This is a genomic window from Streptomyces incanus, assembly GCF_042656345.1.
GTDB classification, from domain to species: domain Bacteria; phylum Actinomycetota; class Actinomycetes; order Streptomycetales; family Streptomycetaceae; genus Streptomyces; species Streptomyces incanus.
Map to the genome: position 1 here is coordinate 24,385 of NZ_JBHSPC010000039.1, position 18,366 is coordinate 42,750.

Annotated in this window: 15 protein-coding genes; 8 read left to right on the forward strand and 7 right to left on the reverse strand. The window is 72.9% G+C overall.

Annotated elements, in window-relative coordinates:
* Positions 1-5: 5 nt before the first annotated feature.
* Entirely contained in the window at positions 6-695 is a 690-nt protein-coding gene (ftsE, locus tag ACFP2V_RS16035; protein ID WP_381211902.1) for a cell division ATP-binding protein FtsE, read from the reverse strand.
* Positions 696-925: 230 nt separating this feature from the next.
* Between ftsE and ACFP2V_RS16040 the strand changes: the two genes are divergently transcribed.
* Positions 926-1,117: a hypothetical protein gene (locus ACFP2V_RS16040; RefSeq protein ID WP_381211905.1), complete on the forward strand. Its 192-nt coding sequence runs from the start codon at positions 926-928 to the stop codon at positions 1,115-1,117.
* A gap of 153 nt (positions 1,118-1,270) precedes the next feature.
* Here ACFP2V_RS16040 and ACFP2V_RS16045 read toward each other — a convergent pair whose 3' ends face one another.
* From ACFP2V_RS16045 to ACFP2V_RS16060, 4 genes are all read right to left on the reverse strand, one after another.
* The gene (locus ACFP2V_RS16045) at positions 1,271-1,906 is read right to left on the reverse strand and encodes a hypothetical protein (protein ID WP_381211908.1); all 636 of its coding nucleotides are present in this window, start codon (positions 1,904-1,906) and stop codon (positions 1,271-1,273) included.
* Between the two features lie 310 nt (positions 1,907-2,216).
* Complete coding sequence (gene prfB, locus ACFP2V_RS16050) at positions 2,217-3,323, reverse strand: peptide chain release factor 2 (RefSeq protein WP_381211911.1); 1,107 nt, start codon at positions 3,321-3,323, stop codon at positions 2,217-2,219.
* Between the two features lie 187 nt (positions 3,324-3,510).
* Positions 3,511-4,764 carry a serine/threonine-protein kinase gene (locus ACFP2V_RS16055; RefSeq protein WP_381211914.1) on the reverse strand — a complete coding sequence of 418 codons (1,254 nt, stop codon included), beginning with the start codon at positions 4,762-4,764 and terminating at the stop codon, positions 3,511-3,513.
* 224 nt (positions 4,765-4,988) lie between these two features.
* The gene (locus ACFP2V_RS16060) at positions 4,989-6,704 is read right to left on the reverse strand and encodes a serine/threonine-protein kinase (RefSeq protein ID WP_381211917.1); all 1,716 of its coding nucleotides are present in this window, start codon (positions 6,702-6,704) and stop codon (positions 4,989-4,991) included.
* A gap of 497 nt (positions 6,705-7,201) precedes the next feature.
* On the opposite strand from ACFP2V_RS16060, the gene ACFP2V_RS16065 reads away from it, so the two are divergent.
* The 4 genes from ACFP2V_RS16065 to ACFP2V_RS16080 all read left to right on the forward strand — a co-directional run bounded on the left by ACFP2V_RS16065 (position 7,202) and on the right by ACFP2V_RS16080 (position 15,136).
* A complete protein-coding gene (locus ACFP2V_RS16065; protein ID WP_381212002.1) occupies positions 7,202-10,840 on the forward strand; it encodes an FHA domain-containing protein in 3,639 nt (1,212 codons plus the stop codon).
* A 543-nt stretch (positions 10,841-11,383) separates the two neighbouring features.
* Positions 11,384-12,808: an ABC transporter substrate-binding protein gene (locus ACFP2V_RS16070; protein WP_381211920.1), complete on the forward strand. Its 1,425-nt coding sequence runs from the start codon at positions 11,384-11,386 to the stop codon at positions 12,806-12,808.
* Positions 12,809-12,815: 7 nt separating this feature from the next.
* Positions 12,816-14,162 (forward strand): carbohydrate ABC transporter permease, encoded by a 1,347-nt coding sequence (locus ACFP2V_RS16075; protein WP_381211923.1) that lies wholly within the window; start codon positions 12,816-12,818, stop codon positions 14,160-14,162.
* Complete coding sequence (locus ACFP2V_RS16080; protein WP_381211926.1) at positions 14,159-15,136, forward strand: carbohydrate ABC transporter permease; 978 nt, start codon at positions 14,159-14,161, stop codon at positions 15,134-15,136. The genes ACFP2V_RS16075 and ACFP2V_RS16080 overlap by 4 nt, the downstream gene beginning before the upstream one ends.
* Before the next feature lie 76 nt (positions 15,137-15,212).
* Here ACFP2V_RS16080 and ACFP2V_RS16085 read toward each other — a convergent pair whose 3' ends face one another.
* Positions 15,213-15,626 (reverse strand): organic hydroperoxide resistance protein, encoded by a 414-nt coding sequence (locus ACFP2V_RS16085; RefSeq protein WP_381211929.1) that lies wholly within the window; start codon positions 15,624-15,626, stop codon positions 15,213-15,215.
* A gap of 134 nt (positions 15,627-15,760) precedes the next feature.
* On the opposite strand from ACFP2V_RS16085, the gene ACFP2V_RS16090 reads away from it, so the two are divergent.
* The 3 genes from ACFP2V_RS16090 to galE are packed head-to-tail and all read left to right on the forward strand — an operon-like array spanning position 15,761 to position 17,474.
* A complete protein-coding gene (locus ACFP2V_RS16090; protein WP_381211932.1) occupies positions 15,761-16,312 on the forward strand; it encodes a MarR family winged helix-turn-helix transcriptional regulator in 552 nt (183 codons plus the stop codon).
* A gap of 14 nt (positions 16,313-16,326) precedes the next feature.
* A complete protein-coding gene (locus ACFP2V_RS16095; protein ID WP_381211935.1) occupies positions 16,327-16,497 on the forward strand; it encodes a hypothetical protein in 171 nt (56 codons plus the stop codon).
* Positions 16,494-17,474, forward strand: coding sequence for a UDP-glucose 4-epimerase GalE (gene galE / locus ACFP2V_RS16100; protein WP_381211938.1), 981 nt, complete (start codon positions 16,494-16,496; stop codon positions 17,472-17,474). Before ACFP2V_RS16095 ends, galE begins: the two co-directional genes overlap by 4 nt.
* A 12-nt stretch (positions 17,475-17,486) precedes the next feature.
* On the opposite strand, the gene ACFP2V_RS16105 is transcribed toward galE, so the two are convergent.
* The gene (locus tag ACFP2V_RS16105) at positions 17,487-18,113 is read right to left on the reverse strand and encodes a TetR/AcrR family transcriptional regulator (RefSeq protein WP_381211941.1); all 627 of its coding nucleotides are present in this window, start codon (positions 18,111-18,113) and stop codon (positions 17,487-17,489) included.
* Between the last annotated feature and the right edge of the window lie 253 nt (positions 18,114-18,366).

The following is an 18,366-nucleotide window of genomic DNA, read 5'->3' on the forward strand; positions in this document are numbered from 1 at the left end:
CCTCGTCAGTGCTGGTAGCCGTAGACGCCGCGTGCCTGGTCGCGGACGAGGCGGCCCTTCTCCAGCTCGATGACGCGCTTGCGCATCTGGTCCACGATGTTCTGGTCGTGCGTCGCCATCACCACGGTGGTGCCCGTCCGGTTGATCCGGTCGAGCAGCTTCATGATGCCCACCGAGGTCTGCGGGTCGAGGTTGCCGGTGGGTTCGTCGCAGATGAGCAGCTTGGGCCGGTTGACGAAGGCCCGCGCGATGGCGACGCGCTGCTGCTCACCGCCGGAGAGCTCACCGGGCCTCCGGTCCTCCTTGCCGGCGAGCCCGACGAGGTCGAGCACCTGCGGCACGGACTTGCGGATCTCGCCGCGGGACCGGCCGATGACCTCCTGCGCGAAGGCGACGTTCTCGGCGACGGTCTTGTTGGGCAGCAGACGGAAGTCCTGGAACACGGTCCCCAGCTGGCGCCGGACCTGCGGCACCTTCCAGTTGGAGACGCGCGCGAGGTCCTTGCCCAGGACGTGCACCTGCCCGTGGCTGGCCCGCTCCTCGCGGAGGATCAGCCGCAGGAAGGTGGACTTGCCGGAGCCCGAGGACCCCACGAGGAACACGAACTCGCCCTTCTCGACCTCCAGGGAGACATCCCGGAGGGCTGGACGGTTCTGTTTGGGGTAGGCCTTGGAGACGTTGTCGAATCGGATCACGGGTGCACCACGGGTCGCCGGGGGTAGATGTGCGTGACCTTACGCGAAGCGGAAGGCCGCTCGCAGTCACCGGCCCGGGTTGCGTGACACTTGCGCGCTATATGCCGGATGTGCGGGGCAGGACACGGAGGGCCGCGCCGATGGCCGCGGAACCTGGCACAGTGGTAGGGGAACGTTCGCGTCGTCGTGGGCGTTGTACTGACCGAAACCGGTGCGAGGAGGGCGAGCGCATGACGTACGACCGGCTGGTGTGCGCCAACTGCGCCGCACCCGTGAGCGAGGGTCGGTGCCCGGTGTGCCGCGCGAACCGTGAGCGGCTGCAGCAGGTGAACTTCTTCGCGGGTCTGAACCCGACGGCGCTGATCGCGCTGCTGGTGGTGCTGGTCGCGGCGGTGGCGCTGCTCGCCCACCAGACCGTCTGAGGCGCGGAGCACCCGAACCACGGGGCGGCTCGCACGGCACGGCTCCCGCACGGAACGGACAGGGACGCCCGAGGGGTCCGGAGCGGCGAACGCGCTCCGGACCCCTCGGTCCGTCTCCTGCCGCGCGTACGGTACGTACGCGCGTCGTCACCGTCAGGCGGCAGCGGCTCCACGGTTGCCCATGAGGCGCGGCAGCACGCGGAAGCCGATACCACCGGCGATCATCGTGGCGGCGCCGATCACCAGGAAGGTCATCTCGGCGGCACCGGTCTCGGCGAGTTCCTTGCCGCTGCCCTGGGCCGACGGGGCGGGCTTGTCGCCCGTGTCGGTGAGGGCCGAGGAGCCCTCCTCCTGGGCGGAGGCGCCGGCACCGCCGGCCGGGTCGGCGGCGTTGCCGCCATTGCCGCCGCCGCTGCTGCCACCCGGGGTGGTCGGGGCCTCGGTGGGCTCCTCCGGGTCGGCGGGCACCGTCGGGGCCGGCTCGGTCGGGTCGGCGGGCACCGTCGGGGCCGGCTCGGTCGGGTCCGGCACCGTCGGGTCCGGCTCCGTCGGGATGGTGGGCTCGGTCGGGTCCGGCTCGGTCGGGTCCGGCTCGGTCGGGTCCGGCTCGGCCGGATTCTCGTCGTCGAGTTCCAGGTTGACATTGACGTTGGTGCTCTCGCCCCCGACACCGGCGCTCACGCCTATGTCGAGGGCGGAGGCCGCGCCGGCGGCGGTCAGCGAGGCGCCGGCCGCGATCACGGCACCGGCCGCGATCCGTGCGACACGGATGCGCGTCTTCTTGGTCATGTGGTTGCTACCCCCAGTAGCTCATCGTCAGTGAGGCGGCGCTCGGGGCCGTGATCAACAGGGAGCCGACTGCGATGGCAAGCCCCCCGGTTCACATGCGCCCCAGAGATACGCATGCCGATCCTCACCTTTCCCACTTTTCAAATGAACGTCAAGGCCGTTGCGTACGTGATGTCCACGTACGCACGCTTTGCCGAGAGTTGAAGCTGTGATGGTGACGCAAAAGCCCGACATCCCCGGCACTCAAAAGGCAACTGCCGCCCCAGGGACGGCAGTTGCCTTGTCGACAAAGCGCTGTTCGCGCGCGGGGTTACTTCTCCCGCTGCTTGCGCCAGCGAATTCCGGCCTCCAGGAAGCCGTCGATCTCGCCGTTGAACACGGACTCGGGGTTGCCGACTTCCTGCTCCGTGCGCAGGTCCTTGACCATCTGGTAGGGGTGCAGCACGTACGAACGCATCTGGTTGCCCCAGGAGTTGCCGCCGTCGCCCTTGAGGGCGTTCATCTTGGCCTGCTCCTCCTGACGGCGCCGCTCCAGCAGCTTGGCCTGGAGGACGTTCATCGCGGTGGCCTTGTTCTGGATCTGCGAGCGCTCGTTCTGGCAGGAGACCACGATGCCGGTGGGGATGTGGGTGAGCCGCACCGCGGAGTCGGTGGTGTTCACGCCCTGGCCGCCGGGCCCGGACGACCGGTACACGTCCACCCGCAGCTCGGACTCGTCGATCTCGATGTGGTCGGTCTGCTCGACGACGGGCAGCACCTCGACGCCCGCGAACGAGGTCTGGCGCCGGCCCTGGTTGTCGAAGGGCGAGATGCGCACCAGCCGGTGGGTGCCCTGCTCGACCGAGAGGGTGCCGTAGGCGTAGGGCGCCTGCACGGCGAAGGTGGTCGACTTGATGCCGGCCTCCTCCGCGTACGACGTCTCGTAGATCTCGGTCTTGTAGCCGTGCTGCTCGGCCCAGCGCAGGTACATCCGCTGAAGCTTCTCCGCGAAGTCGGCGGCGTCGACGCCACCGGCCTCCGCGCGGATGTTGACGAGCGCCTCACGCGCGTCGTACTCGCCGGACAGGAGGGTGCGGACCTCCATCTCGTCGAGCGCCTTGCGGACGTTGACCAGCTCGGACTCGGCCTCGGCGCGGGTGTCCGGGTCGTCCTCCTCCTCGGCCATCTCGAAGAGCACGGCGAGATCGTCGATCCGCCCGCGCAGCGTCTCCGCCTTCCTGACCTCGGCCTGGAGGTGGGAGAGCTTGCTGGTGATCTTCTGCGCCGCATCCGGGTCGTCCCACAGGGACGGAGCGGCCGCCTGCTCCTCGAGCACGGCGATGTCTGCCCTCAGCTTGTCGAGGTCCAGAACGGCCTCGATCGACTCCATGGTCGAGGAGAGGGACTTGAGCTCTTCGGAAACATCGACGACTGCCACACCCCCAGCGTAACGGCTCGCCCGGGCACACCACGCCGGACGCCCGTTCGCGGGACCTGTCGCGGGCGTCGGGGCAGGTCAGGGCTGCGGGGCGTGGCGGGGGCCTGGCCGGGGTCAGGGGGGCGGGGGCCGTGGTCAGGATCAGGGGGGCGGGACCCTGGCCGGGGTCAGGGGGCCGTGGTCAGGATCAGGGGGTGGCGGGGGCCGAGTTGTTCGAGTCGTGCGGGTCCGCTCCCGGCTCGTCGTCCGAGGCGGCCAGCCAGGCGCCCGCGCCGATGGCGGCCAGCAGGGTCACCGTCAGCGCGGCCAGGGTCAGCCGGCGCCGGCGGGCCACCGCGCGGTTGCGGGCCGAGCCGGGGCGGCGGGCGCCGCTCGCACGGGGCGCGCGGGCCGTGCCGCGGGCGCCTCCGGCCAGCTCGTCGGGGGCCGGTACGCGCATCGACGTGTGGGTGTCCCGGTTGGAGTCGGCCGGTTTCGCGCCCGGTACCAGCGGGACCGCGCCGCGCCGCCGCGCGGGCTCCCCGGCGGCCGGCGCCGGACCGGAGGGCTGCCGGGTGTCCTCGCCCGCCCGCTCCACCGGCTCGGCGTCCGGCTCGTCCACGTCCAGCGGCGGCGTCCCCGCCAGCAGGGGCAGCAGCTCCCGCAGCCGCGCCCCGAGCTCCGAGGCCCGCAGCCGCGAGGCCGGCGCCTTGGCCAGGCACTGCACGAGCAGCTGCCACAGCTCGTCGGGGATACCGGGGAGTGGGACGACCGACTCGGTGACATGGCGGCGCAGCACCGCTCCCGGGTGGCCGCCGCCGAACGGCGTGAAGCCGGCGAGCAGCTCGTACAGGACCGTGGCGAGCGCGTAGATGTCGACCGACGCGCGCGGCGGGAGGCCCTCCACGATCTCCGGCGCCAGGTAGTCGGGCGTCCCGATGATCTTCGTGGCGCGGGTGCGGCGCGGGGTGTCGATGAGTTTGGCCACGCCGAAATCGGTCAGCAGGGCGCGGTGCGAGCCGCCGGGGCCGAGCGGGCCCTGCATGTCCAGCAGGACGTTCTCCGGCTTGACGTCCCGGTGTACGACCCCCGCGGCGTGCGCCGCCGCCAGGCCGTCCGCGACGTCGGCGACGATCGCCACGGCGGCCTCCGGGGCGAGCCTGCGCTCGCGGTCGAGGCGGGTGCGCAGATCCGTACCGCGGACCAGGTCCATGACCAGCGCGAGATCGTTGCCGTCGACCACCAGGTCGCGCACCGAGACGATGTGCGGGTGCTCCAGACCGAGCAGCGCCGTCCGCTCCTGCACGAAGCGTCCGACGAGCTCCTGGTCCGAGGAAAGGTCCTCGCGCAGCAGCTTGACGGCGACGGGCCCGTCCGGCCCCTCACCGAGCCACACCGTGCCGGCGCTGCCCCGTCCGAGTATCTGGTGGGCGGTGTACCGGCTGCCGATCTTCCGTGCCAAGACTGCTCCTACCGACGCGTGTTGCCGCCAAAGCTACGCGCCCCGGAAGCCAACCTTCACCGGGGATCCGGAAATCACCCGTCGGGTGTCGACAAATCAGCAAACCAGCCGGACACGGCCCGGACCGTCGACGGCACCGCGACACCGGAGCACCGGCGGCCCGGAACGCCGAAGCCCCGGAGGGCCGAAGTCCCGGAGCGCCGGACCACTGCGGCGGGGCCGGGCTACTGCGGCTGGTCGGGCCCGGACCCGCCCAGGTCCTGGAACCAGTCCACCGTGTTGTTGAACCAGTAGGTGAGCTGCTCCCAGTAGCCCTTGCCACTGCCGATCCAGCCCTGCAGCGGGCTCAGCTCCCAGATCAGCCAGCTCGCGACGAACAGGATGACGATCGTGAACAGGCAGCCCTTCAGGCAGCCGAGGCCGGGGATGCGCATCGGGTTGGCGCTGCGCTGCCGGGGCTCGCGCGCAGGGCGGCGCGGCTCCGGCGGCGGGGTGTACCGCTGCGGCTCCGGCTGCCGCGGCCGTTGGGACCGCTGAGGCCGCTGCGGCGGGGCGTACTGCTGAGGCTGCTGAGGTTGCTGTGCCTGCTGGTACGGCTGCGGCTGACCGTAACCGGGGCCGGGCTGGGGCTGCGGGCGGCGCTGCGGGGGCTGCTGCGAGGGCTGCGGGCGGGCGACCTGCCGCTGGGGGCGGCGGCGCAGCGGGTCCTCGCCCGGGTCGAGGTACTGGACCTGGGTCTGCTCGTTGCGGTCGCGGGCCGCGCGCATCTGGTTCTGCCAGGGATGCGGGTCGTCGGACCCGGGCTGTCCCTGGCCCCCCTGGCCGGGCGGGCCCGACGGTACCGGGGGCATGACGGCGGTCGGGTCGGCCGCGCCGGAGGGACCGCCGGCGCCCGCTCCGGCATGGGCTCCGGTCTGCGGCAGGACGCTGGTCGCGCCGTTGGGGTCGTACGCGCCCCCGGTGTGCGGCAGCACCTGCGTCGGGTCGGCGGAACCGGGCGCGCCGGGTGTGCCGGGCACGATGGCGGGCGCGGGGTCGGGCATGAGGAGCGCGCCGACGTTCTCCGCGGCGGAGATCTGCGCGGAGTTCACGTGCACGCCGATGCCGTCGGCGACGACGCGCAGGCCGCGTGCGAGGTTCTCGGCGCTGGGCCGCTGCTCGGGGTTCTTGCTGAGGCAGCGCTCTATGACCGTCCAGAGCGGGTCCGGGACGGTGGAGGGACGGCGCGGTTCGGCGCTCAGGTGCTGGTGCAGCACCTCCAGGGCGGAGCCGCCGGAGAACGGCGGGTGGCCGGTGACCAGCTCGTACAGCAGGATGCCGGCGCCGTAGATGTCGACGGCGGAGGTCTGCGGGCGGCCCTCGGCGGACTCGGGCGCGATGTACGCGGGCGTGCCGACGAACTCGTGGGTGCGGGTCAGCCCCGGGGAGTCGGCCAGCCGGGCGATGCCGAAGTCGGTCAGCATCGGGTGCAGCTCGCCGCCGCCCTGTTTGAGCAGCACGTTGGCGGGCTTCAGGTCGCGGTGCACCACGCCGTCGGCGTGGCTGGCGCCGAGGGCGTCGGAGATCTGGGCGGTCAGCAGCGCGGCGGCGACGGGGGTGAAGGGCCCGCTCTCCCGCAGGTAACGGTGCAGGTCGGGGCCCTCGACGAGATCCATGACCAGGGCCAGCAGATCGCCCTCGACGACCAGGTCGCGGACCTGGACGATGTTGGGGTGGGTCAGTCTGAGCAGGACGGAGCGTTCTCTCAAAAAACGCATCACGACGTCCGCGTCGTTCGCGAGCTCCTCCTTGAGGACCTTGATCGCGACGGTCTCTCCCGGCTGACCGGGCACTGCCGCCTCGGCCCCCGCGGTCTCCCTCTGGCGGGCTCGCCAGACGGTGCCCGTGGCGCCGCGTCCGATCGGCTCCTCGAGCAGGTACTTGCTGCCTACCGGCCGCACGTCATGCGCTCCCTGCTGCTTGCTTGACTGGCGTACACCGTGGTGTGTCGTGCTCGGAAATGTTCCGCCCACTGTAATGCCGCGGCGCGGGGCACCGGCTTGACGCCGTCGACGACTTCCTTCCCGGTTCTCGTACGGGTATGACGCGGTTTCCCCGGGCGGGGCGCAGACCAGGAGCCCGCGGGGGCTCTGCCCGTGTTCGAAGAAAGACGCTCGACCCGGTCCGTTGGTTGCCGGCGGCCGGACGTGACCGATCTCAAGCAGCGCTGAAACGATCATCCACGACGCATTGGTCAGGCACTTTTGAGGGCAGAGCCGACCAATCAAGATCATTTGATAGGGGGATGCGGGCGCGTTGTCGGTGGCAGGTGCGAGGATGCGTGCAGTACTGGCCGTACGTGCGCGTGTGGTGGTGGGGGAAGTCCGCGGTGGGGGTCCGCGGGGTGGTTCCGTCCTCCGTGCCGCGGGCGCTCGCGCAGAAGGGACCGCTCACGGCGATGCAGATCCGGCTGACCGTGGTAGATCCGCTGGGTTTGACCTCCCCCGCGCGAGGCCATGGGGTCGTCACCGCCCCCGCCGGTACGGCCCTGGCGGCGGTGGCCGCCGCGCTGGTCTCCGCGGTCTTCGGCGGCGACAGCGCCTCCGGTTCCGCGGGCTCCTCCGGCGCCCCGGTGCTGTACGCCGGTGACCAGCGGCTGGACGCCCAGCGCTGCACGCTCGGCGAGCCTCCGCTGATCGACGGCGCGGTGCTGGCCGTGGGCGCCCCGGGCGAGCCGGAGCCGCACCCCGAGCTGGACGACACCCCGACCAGGCTCCATGTCGTCGCCGGTCCCGACGCGGGCGGCGTCCATCTGCTGCACGGCGGCGAGATCCGCATCGGCCGCTCGGCCGACGCCGATGTGCCGCTCGACGACCCGGACGTCTCCCGGCTGCACTGCGCGGTGACGGTCGGCCCGGACGGCAGGGTCTCGGTCGCCGACCTCGGCTCCACCAACGGCACGACCCTGGACGGGCGGCGGGTGGGCTCCCGCCCGGTCGGTCTGGCACCGGGCGCGCTGCTGCGGATCGGCGAGTCGGCGCTGCGGCTCACCCCGGCCGCGGGACCGGGGGCGCGGGCACGGACGACGCCGGACGGCGAGGGGCACGTCCGCGTGCCGGAACCGCCCGCGAGGGCATCCGCGGAGCCGCCCGCGAGGGCATCCGCGGAGCCGCCCGCGAGGGCGGAGCCGGCGGCCGTGCGTCCGCCGGACGGGCCGACGCACCACGGCTACGGTTCCCCGGCGGCCCGGACCACCGGGGAAACCCCGCTGGTGCCCGGCCAGGGGGGCACACCGGGGATCGAGAACCGCGGGACGGGCGGCGGTACGGAGGCGGACTCCGGCTACGGCTCCGGCTCCGGCTCCGGCTCCGATGTCGGCTTCGACTCCGGAAGCACGGGCCGCAACAGCGGCAGCGGCAGCGGCAGGCGTACGGTCCATGAGGTTTCCCGGGGCGAGGTGCCACGGGTCCCCAAGGGGCGCCGGGTGTCGCAGCCGAGGCCGGCCGACGGCGGGTTCGCCCCGGCGTCCGAAGCGGAGGCCGGTGCTCACCCGGGCAGCGCGGGTACGCCCACCGGGCCCGGCGTCAACGGCGGGCTCACCGCCCGGTCCGCCGCCCCGGGCGCCCGGCCCGCCGGCGGCCGCGAGGGCACGCCGGTGCGCGGCACCGACCCGGCCGACGCCGGTCTCGCGCCGCAGCCCTCCGGCGGACGCCGTCGCGGTGGGCTCTCGGCGTGGGCGCGCCGGCTGGCCGGGGGACGTCCGGAACCGGAGGAGCGCACCGGACCGGAGACGTACGGCCAGGCGGCGGCCGGTCCCGTCCCGGTCGAACCGGCCGTCGCCGCGCCCGGCCCGCCCGAGACCTGGCCCGACCCCGCCGCCCTGCTGCTGACCGCGCTGGGCCCCGGGCCCCGCCTGTGGGAACGCGGGCCCGGCCACCCGGAGGCCCTGGCGATACGCCTCGGCACGGCCGACCGGATGATCCCCGGCGGCTCGGTCCTGCTGCCCGCCGTGCCCGTGACGTCGGGGCTGCGCGAGGTGGGCTCGCTGGGCCTGGCCGGTCCGCGCGAGCGGCTCACCGGGCTGGCCCGCGCGGTGCTGGCCCAGCTCGCCGCGCTGCACTCCCCCGACACGCTCGAGATCGTCCTGATCACCGCCGACCGCTCCCGCACCCTGGAGGAGCGCACCGCGGAATGGGCCTGGCTGGGCTGGTTGCCGCACGTGCGGCCGGGACACGGGCAGGACTGCCGGCTGCTCCTCGCCCACGACCGCGAACAGGCCGCGGCCCGCGCCGAGGAGCTGCTGCGCCGCCTGGACGACCACGACCACGCGGCCCGCACCTCGTCCGCCCCGGCCGCCCCGCTCATTCCCGAGCAGCCCCGGACATCCGGCGCCGACCGGGGCGCCCCCCGGCGGCCCGCCCGGGACGCCGGCGAGGGTCCGACAGGCGGCTTCACCGGGCCGTACACCGTGGTCGTCGTGGACGGTGACCCCGGGGATCCCGAGGTGCGCGACGCGGTGGCGCGGCTGGCGGTGGAGGGGCCACGGGCCGGTATGCACCTGGTGTGTCTCGCCGAGACGGCCGCCGCCTCCGCCTCGTCCCCGGTGTCGGAGACGTACGAGGCGGCCTGCGCGGTGACGCCCGCGTTCCGGGAGTGCGGTGCCGTCGCCCTGCTCAGCGGGGACGTGGCGACCACCCTGCGGCTGCTGCGGGTGGCCGCCACCGGCTCGGGGGCGGCACCGGGCCCGGTCGGCCACGGCACGGTCGCCACGGTCGACGCGGTCTCCCCCGCCTGGGCCGAGCGGTTCGCGCGGGCCCTGGCACCGCTGCGTACGGCGGGCGCCCCGGGTGCGCGGCACGCGCGCGTGTCGGCGCCGCTGCCCCCGTCGGCGCGACTGCTGGACGAGTTGGGTCTGGCCCGCGCCACCCCGGCCTCACTGATGGCCCGTTGGGCGGACGCGACCGACGACAAGGAGCGGCTCGGCGGCCGGGTGTGCGCGGTGCTGGGTGCCGGGCCGCGCGGCCCGGTGTCCGCCGACCTCGTGGCCGACGGGCCGCATCTGCTGGTGGAGGGGCCGTCCGGCAGCGGCCGTACGGAACTGCTCCGGGCCGTCGTCGCCTCCCTGGCAGCGGCCGAACGGCCGGACCGGCTGGGCGTCGTGCTGGTGGACGGCCGCGCCGGCACGACGGGCGGCGGGCAGGGCGACGGGCCGGGCGGCGGGCAGGGCGACGGACTGCGTGTGTGTACGGACGTACCGCATGTCACCACGCATCTCAGCGCCAACGACCCGGTGCGGATGCGGGAGTTCGCCCAGTCGCTGAGCGCCGAGCTGAAGCGGCGTGCCGAACTGCTCGGCCGGTCGGACTTCGTGGAGTGGCACACCGGGCGCGAGCTGTCGGACCGTATGGTCGCCCAGCGCACGACCGCGCCCCGTGGCTCCGCAGCCGTCGGCGGCGAGCACTCCGGGGACGACCTGGAGGCCCCGACCAGTTCCACGTTGCGGCTGCGGCCCGGGGCCGCGCGGCGCAGGGCTCAGGCTCCGCCGCCGCTGCCCCGGCTGGTGGTGGTCGTGGACGATCTGGACGCGCTGGTCTCCCCCGCGCTCGGTTCGCCCGGGCGGCCCGCCGCCGGGTCCGTGCTGCGGGCGCTGGAGGCGGTGGCACGGGAGGGCGAGCGGCTGGGCGTGCATCTGGTGTCGGCCACCGGTCCCTGCGCCCGTACGGCGGAGTCCGAGCCGGTGCGCCGTGCGGCCCTGCGCGTGACGCTCGATCCGCCCGCACCGGGCCGCGCGGCCGTGTCCTCGTTCGAACCGAACCGGGAGAGCGGGGGCGAACCGGCGCCGGGCCGGGGGCGTTTGGTCCATGCGGACGGCCGGGTGACCGCGTTCCAGGGCGGGCGGGTGACCGGGCGTATCCCGCGCACGGCGACGCTGCGGCCCACGGTCGTGCCGCTGGAGTGGCACCGCATGGGCGATCCGCCCGCCCGCCGCCCGGTCCGGGAACTCGGCAACGGCCCGACCGACCTCGCCCTGCTCGCCAGCGCGCTGGAACGCGCGGGCCGCGAGGTCTCGGCCACCGAGGTGCCGTCGCTGCTTTGAATGCCCTCCCTCGTGCAACGAGACGAGGGGGTTCCTGACTCACGCCGCTTGTTCGCTCGGCGAGCGATCGAGTCCTACGTGATCGGCACCGGCCGGGTTCAGACCGGACCGAAGGAGCATCACGCGACCGAAAGCACACGCGTTCCCACCCCGGGCTCCGTCGGGCGACCGTCCAAGCGCTCCGCGCCCGGATGCGCTTCCTTCCCGGCGTGAACGCCGGGGCGCCCCCGCAAGGGACGGCCGACGCCCCGCGCACCTCTCCCCCTCCCTCACGTGACGCGCGTACGGGTGCGGGGGGGTGGCGCGCGGGGCGTCGGCCGTCACCTCGGTCCGTACGCTCCTCCGTACCCCGTCGGGTAGTGCGGGCGGACGGCCCGCCTCGACGGGCCCGGCCCGGACTCTTCCGCCCCGGAGAGTCACGACGCGGTCACGATCCCGGACTTGACACGAGACGCGCTCTTGCCGCCCTCGACCTCACGGGCGTACACCAGAGCGCACGGGACAGCGCTCGACGTTCGACGAGGTACGAAGAACGGGGCAGTGATGCGCAGGACGAGCAGGATCATCCGGGCACGCAGGTCGTCCGGCACACCCACGGCAACGGCAACCCCCCGCGCCCGCAGGGCCGGCAGAGCGGGGGCGGCCGTCGTCGCGGGCGTGCTCGCGGTCTCGCTCACCGCGTGCGGGGGCGGCGACGACGGCGGCAACGACGAGACGGGCGGCAGCGCCGACGAGACCGCCTCCACCGTCACCCTTCCCCAGCTGGACGGCCAGAGCCTCGAGGTGGCCGCCGTGTGGACCGGCACCGAACAGGCCAACTTCAAGAAGGTCCTCGCGGAGTTCGAGAAGCGCACCGGCGCGAAGGTGACGTTCGTTCCCGCCCAGGACCCCATCATCAACTTCCTCGGTTCCAAGATCGCGGGCGGCGCCCCGCCCGACGTGGCGCTGCTGCCGCAGCCGGGCGCCGTCAAACAGGCCGTGGAGAAGGGCTGGGCCAAGCCGCTGGGCGCCGAGGCGCGGGCGGAGCTCACCAAGAACTACTCGCAGGGGTGGCAGGACATCGGCTCGGTCGACGGCACGCCGTACGGCGTCTACTACAAGGCCGCCAACAAGTCGCTGATCTGGTACAACGCCCAGGTCTTCGAGAACGCGGGCGCGAACGAGCCGAAGACCTGGCAGGACCTGCTCACCGCGGCGCAGACGGTCTACGACTCGGGTGTCACCCCGTTCTCGGTCGGCGGCGCCGACGGCTGGACGCTCACCGACTGGTTCGAGAACATCTATCTCTCCCAGGCGGGCCCGGAGAAGTACGACCAGCTCGCCGCGCACGAGATCAAGTGGACGGACCCGTCCGTGAAGGACGCGCTGGCCACTCTGGCCGAGATCTGGGGCAAGGCCGACTACCTCGCGGGCGGCCCGGACGGCGCGCTGCAGACCGAGTTCCCCGCCTCCGTGACGCAGACCTTCACCGGCGGCGACCAGCCCAAGGCGGGCATGGTCTACGAGGGCGACTTCGTCCAGGTCAACATCGGCGAGACCGAGGCGAAGGTCGGCACGGACGCGAAGGTCTTCCCGTTCCCCTCGGTCGGTGACGGCCCGCCGGTGGTGTCCGGCGGCGACGCGGCCGTGATCCTGGAGGACTCGAAGGCGGCGCAGGCGCTGGCGACGTTCCTCGCCTCCCCGGACGCCGCGGGCATCCAGGCCAAGCTGGGCGGCTACCTCTCACCGAACAAGAACGTGCCGAACTCGGCGTATCCGAACAAGGTGCAGCAGAAGATGGCCCAGGCGCTCGTCGACGCCGGGGACGACTTCCGCTTCGACATGTCCGACCAGGCCCCGCAGGCCTTCGGGGGCACCCCCGGCAAGGGCGAGTGGAAGGCGCTCCAGGACTTCCTGAAGAACCCGAAGGACATCGCGGGCACCCAGCGGCAGCTGGAGGCCGACGCGGCCGCGGCGTACGGGAACTGATCCGGCTATGGAGCCGGACACGGCGGCGGGGCCCTCCGGGGTCCCCGCCGCCCCCACCTCGCGCAGGAGCGTCACCGGCACCCGCGGAACCGTCGCGGCGCTGTTCCTGCTGCCCGCGCTGCTGCTGCTCGGTGCGCTCGTGGTCTACCCGATCGGGTACTCCGTCGTCCGCAGCTTCTACGACCGGTCCGGCGACGGATTCACCGGATTCGACAACTACCAGGCCCTGTTCACCGACGACGGCATCCGCACCGCCCTGAAGAACAACGTCATCTGGGTGGTGTTCGCGCCGACGGTCGCCACCGCGCTCGGCCTGATCTTCGCGGTGCTGACCGAACGGATCCGCTGGGGCACGGCGTTCAAGCTGGTCGTCTTCATGCCGATGGCGATCTCGATGCTGGCGGCGGGCATCATCTTCCGTCTGGTGTACGACCAGGACCCGGACAAGGGCGTCGCGAACGCGGTGTGGGTGGGTGTCCACGACACCTTCGCCGAGTCGTCGGCGTACCCGAAGGCGCACCCCGGCCGCGAGTCGCCGCTGGAGGCCGCCGGCGGGGGCGCCTTCGTCACCAAGGGGACGGTGAGCGTCGGCGACACCGTCACGCTGCCGCTGGTCGGCGTCGCCCCGGACCTGATCCCCGACGACGCCGGGCGGGCGGCGGCGCCGAAGCCGGAGGCAGACCGGATCACCGGCACGACCTGGCAGGACTTCACCCGCGGCAAGGGCGCAGGCACGCTGAACGAGGTCGACGCGGACGAACTGGGCTATCCCGGCATGAAGATCGAGGCCGTCAAGGACGGCACGGTGGTGGAGACGGCCACGGCGGACGCCGACGGCACGTTCTCCCTGTCGGCGAAGGCGGACGGCGCACAGCTCCGGCTGCCGGCGGGCAACTTCCAGGCGCCGTACAACGGCCTGGACTGGCTGGGTCCGTCGCTGGTCACGCCCGCCATCATCGGCTCGTACATCTGGATGTGGGCGGGCTTCGCGATGGTGCTGATCGCGGCCGGGCTCGCGGGCATGCCCCGGGAGCTGCTGGAGGCCGCGCGGGTCGACGGCGCCAACGAGTGGCAGGTGTTCCGGCGGATCACGGTGCCGATGCTGGCGCCGGTGCTCGCGGTCGTCACCGTCACTCTGATGATCAATGTGCTCAAGGTGTTCGACCTGGTCTTCATCATCGCGCCCGGCTCCTCCCAGGACGACGCCGACGTCCTCGCGCTGGAGCTGTACCGCAAGGGCTTCTCCGAGGACCAGCCGGGCATCGCCAGCGCCATCGCGGTGTTCCTGCTGCTTCTGGTGATCCCGGTGATGTGGTTCAACGTGCGGCGGCTGAGGCGGGAGGTCAGGCGATGAGCTCACGTCTGGAGGACGACGGTTCACCGGAGTCCGGGCCGTCGGGGTCCGAGGCGCCGGAGTCCGGGGCGCCGGAGCCGGGGCCGCCGGATCCGGGGCCGCCGGGGTCCGAGGCGCGCGGCTCCCGGTCGCTCGGCTCCCGGCTGAGCGAGTGGATCAGCGGTGGTCTGGTGCGGGTGTTCCTGATCGTCGTCGGCCTGTTCTGGCTGGTCCCGACGATCGGTCTGCTGCTGGCGAGCCTGCGCACTCCGCAGGACATGGCCGCCGACGGCTGGTGGACGGTGTTCACCGAGCCCTCGCGGCTCACCTTCGGCGCCTACGAGACCCTGCTGGAGAACGACGACATCACCGGCTCGCTGCTGAACACGGTGTACATCACCGTCCCGGCGACGGTGCTGGTGGTGGTGATCGGCTCGCTCGCCGGATACGCCTTCGCCTGGATGGAGTTCCCGGGCCGGGACTGGTGGTTCCTGGGCGTGGTGGGGCTGTTGGTGGTGCCGGTGCAGGTGGCGCTCATCCCGATCGCCGAACTCTTCGGCACCATCGGCGTCTTCGGCTCGCTCGTCGGCGTGATCCTCTTCCACGTCGGCTTCGGTCTGCCGTTCGCGGTGTTCCTGCTGCGCAACTTCTTCGCGGAGATCCCGAAGGAGCTGCTGGAGGCGGCCCGACTGGACGGGGCCGGCGAGCTGCGCCTGTTCGCGCGGGTGGTGATGCCGCTGGGCGGCCCGGCGATCGCCTCGCTGGGCATCTTCCAGTTCCTGTGGGTGTGGAACGACATGCTGGTCGCGCTGATCTTCACGGACTCCGGGAGCCAGCCGATCACGGTCGCCCTGCAGACCCAGGTACGACAGTTCGGCAACAACATCGACGTGCTGGCGCCGGGCGCGTTCATCTCGATGGTGATCCCGCTGGCCGTGTTCTTCGCCTTCCAGCGGCAGTTCGTCTCCGGCGTGATGGCGGGCGCGGTGAAGTGACGTGCCGCGTACGGGTCCCGGACGCGATGTGCGCGCCGGGACCCGAAGCGGAGCAGGCCGGAGCCTGGACCGGTGACTACTCGATGACGAGTTCGACCGGGATGTTGCCGCGGGTGGCGTTGGAGTAGGGGCAGACCTGGTGCGCCTGCTCGACCAGCTTGCGGCCGGTCTCCTGGTCCACGGTGTCGGGCAGCTCGACGCGCAGCGTCACGGCGAGCGCGAAGCCCTCGCCCTGCTTGCCGATGCCGACCTCGGCGGTCACCGCGGCCTCGCTGACGTCCACCTTCGCGGCCCGGCCGACCAGCCCGAGGGCACTGCCGAAACAGGCCGCGTAACCGGCGGCGAACAGCTGCTCCGGGTTGGTGCCCTCGCCGTTGCCGCCCAGCTCCACGGGGGCGCTGAGGCCGAGGTCCAGCTTGCCGTCGGAGGTGACGGCGCGACCGTCGCGGCCGTGGGTGGCGGTGGCGACAGCGGTGTAGAGCGCGTCCATGGGGAAACCTTCCCTTTCGAGTCGTGGTCGTGGGACGGCCGGCCCGTAGGTGCCCCGGCCTCCGCACGACCACAAGGAAAGCACACAATTAAGTTGTGCGCAATCAAATAGCTCGAAAGAGCTACCCTGGACCCATGACACCGACCCCGAACCCCGGGCCGGCCCCGGAGCCGGCCACCGCGCCGGCCTCGGCCCCAGCGCCCTTCCCGAGCCCGGCCGGTGCCCCGTCACCGAGGTCCGCCGGCGACTGGCTCCGCCTCGACCAGCAGATCTGCTTCTCCCTGCAGTCCGCCTCGCGCGCCTTCAACGGCCTGTACCGCGTGCTCCTCAAGGACCTCGGCCTCACCTACCCGCAGTACCTGGTGATGCTGGCCCTCTGGGAGCACGGCACGCTGCCCGTGAGGAAGCTCGGCGAGCACCTGCGGCTCGACTCCGGCACCCTGTCCCCGCTGCTCAAGCGGCTGGAAGCGGCCGGCCTGGTCCACAGGGAACGCAGTGCGCGCGACGAGCGCTCGGTGGAGGTGCGGCCCACCGAGGAGGGCATCGCGCTGCGCGAGCGGGCCGTCGACGTTCCGCGCCGGATCGTCACCGCGACCGGATCCGGGCTCGACGAGATCCAGGACCTGAAAGCCCGCCTGGACCGTCTCACCACCGCACTGGACACGGCGGCGGCGAACGAAGCCTAGGATCCTGCCGAACGGTGGAGACCGGACGACCGACCGAGCGGTGGAGCCCGACCGCCCACCGCACACCCCGGCACCACCGGAGCACCACCCGCACCACCCGCACCACTCGCACCACCCGCACCACCCGCACCACCCGCACCACCCGCACCACCATGGGGCAACGACGAGGGGACGGCCGCACATGACCTGGTTGATCACCGGCGGCGCCGGCTACATCGGGGCGCACGTCGTACACGCGATGACCGAGGCGGGAGAACGGACGGTGGTGTACGACGACCTGTCCACCGGCCTCCCCGACCGCGTGCCGGACGGGGTGCCGCTGGTGGTCGGCTCGGTCCTGGACGGCGAGCGGGTGGCACGCGCCCTCGCCGACCACGAGGTCACCGGCGTCGTGCACCTGGCGGCGAAGAAGCAGGTGGGCGAGTCGGTGGAACTGCCCCTGCACTACTACCGGGAGAACGTCGAGGGCCTGCGCGTCCTGCTGGAGGCGGTGACGGCGGCGGGCACGGCGTCGTCCTTCGTGTTCTCGTCCTCGGCGGCGGTGTACGGCACGCCGTCCACCGGCGCCGAGCTGGTCACCGAGGACACCCCCTGCCTGCCGATGTCCCCGTACGGCGAGACGAAGCTGGCCGGCGAGTGGCTGGTCCGCGCGACGGGCCGGGCGGCCGGACTGTCCACGGCCTCCCTGCGCTACTTCAACGTGGCGGGCGCAGCGCGCCCGGAACTCGCCGACACGGGCGTCTACAACCTCGTCCCCATGGTCTTCGAGAAGCTGACCGCGAACGAGCCCCCGCGCGTGTTCGGCGACGACTACCCGACCCCGGACGGCACCTGCGTCCGCGACTACATCCACGTCGTCGACCTGGCCGAGGCCCACGTGGCCGCGGCACGCGCCCTGCGCGCCACACCCGGCCGGGACCTCACCCTCAACATCGGCCGCGGGGAGGGCGTCTCGGTCCGGGGCATGATCGACCGCATCAACGCCCTCACCGGCCACGACCTTGCGCCCACGGTCGCCCCCCGCCGCCCCGGCGATCCGGCGAACGTCGTCGCCTCGGCCGACCGCGCCGCCACCGAACTCGGCTGGAAGGCCCGCCACGGCGTCGACGCCATGATCACCTCGGCCTGGGCCGGCTGGCAGCGCCTCCACCCCGGGACCTGACCGCGCCCCGCCCTACAGCGCCTTGAGCGCTTCGGTGGTGGCTCTGGCCAGTGCGCCCAGGTAGCCCTTCGGCAGTTTCGGGTTGCGGATGATCACCGAGCGCCAGTACAGCGGGCCCGAGATCAGGTCGAGGGCCAGGGCGTGGTCGATGCCGGGGCGCACTTCGCCCCGTTCCTGCGCCGCCGTGACGACGCCCTTGGCGACCCCGTCCTGGCCCTCCCGCAGCGCCTTCTGCAGCGCCTCGGCGATGTCGGGGTTGCGGGCGGCCTCGGCCTGGAGGTCGGGGAGGATCTGCGAGGCGACGGGGTGGCGCAGGGCGCGGGAGGTGACCTCGTAGAGCAGTCGCAGGTCGCCCTCGAGGGAGCCGGTGTCCGGCGCGGGCAGGCCCTGCACGGCGATGGCGGAGACCAGGTCCAGGACCAGGTGCAGTTTGGAGCGCCAGCGGCGGTACACCGCGGTCTTGCCGACGCCCGCGCGGCGCGCGATGCCCTCGATGGACATCCGCGCGTAGCCGACGGCCGCGAGTTCCTCGAAGACGGCCGCCCGGATCGCCTCCGTCACGTCCTCCCGCAGTACGGCGGCCCCGGCGGGGGCCCTGCGGCGCGGACGCGGCTGGGACTCGTCGGCGTTCGTCGTCATGCGGTCCAGCATAGGGCGCGACGACGATACGGGCCCGTTCTGACGACAGCACGTACACCGATCCGACACAGAAAGGCACTGGCCAGGTCCGACCCGGACAGGAACCGGGTCTCCCCCGGACCTGCTCCGGACCTGGGCCGTCACGACGAAACGGTTGCGTTCCGACGCGCGTTCGGCCTACGCTCGCGTTGCGACGATACGGTGCCGTCCCGACGTAGGTGAACGTGCGAAGACGCGCGGGGAAACACCGGGC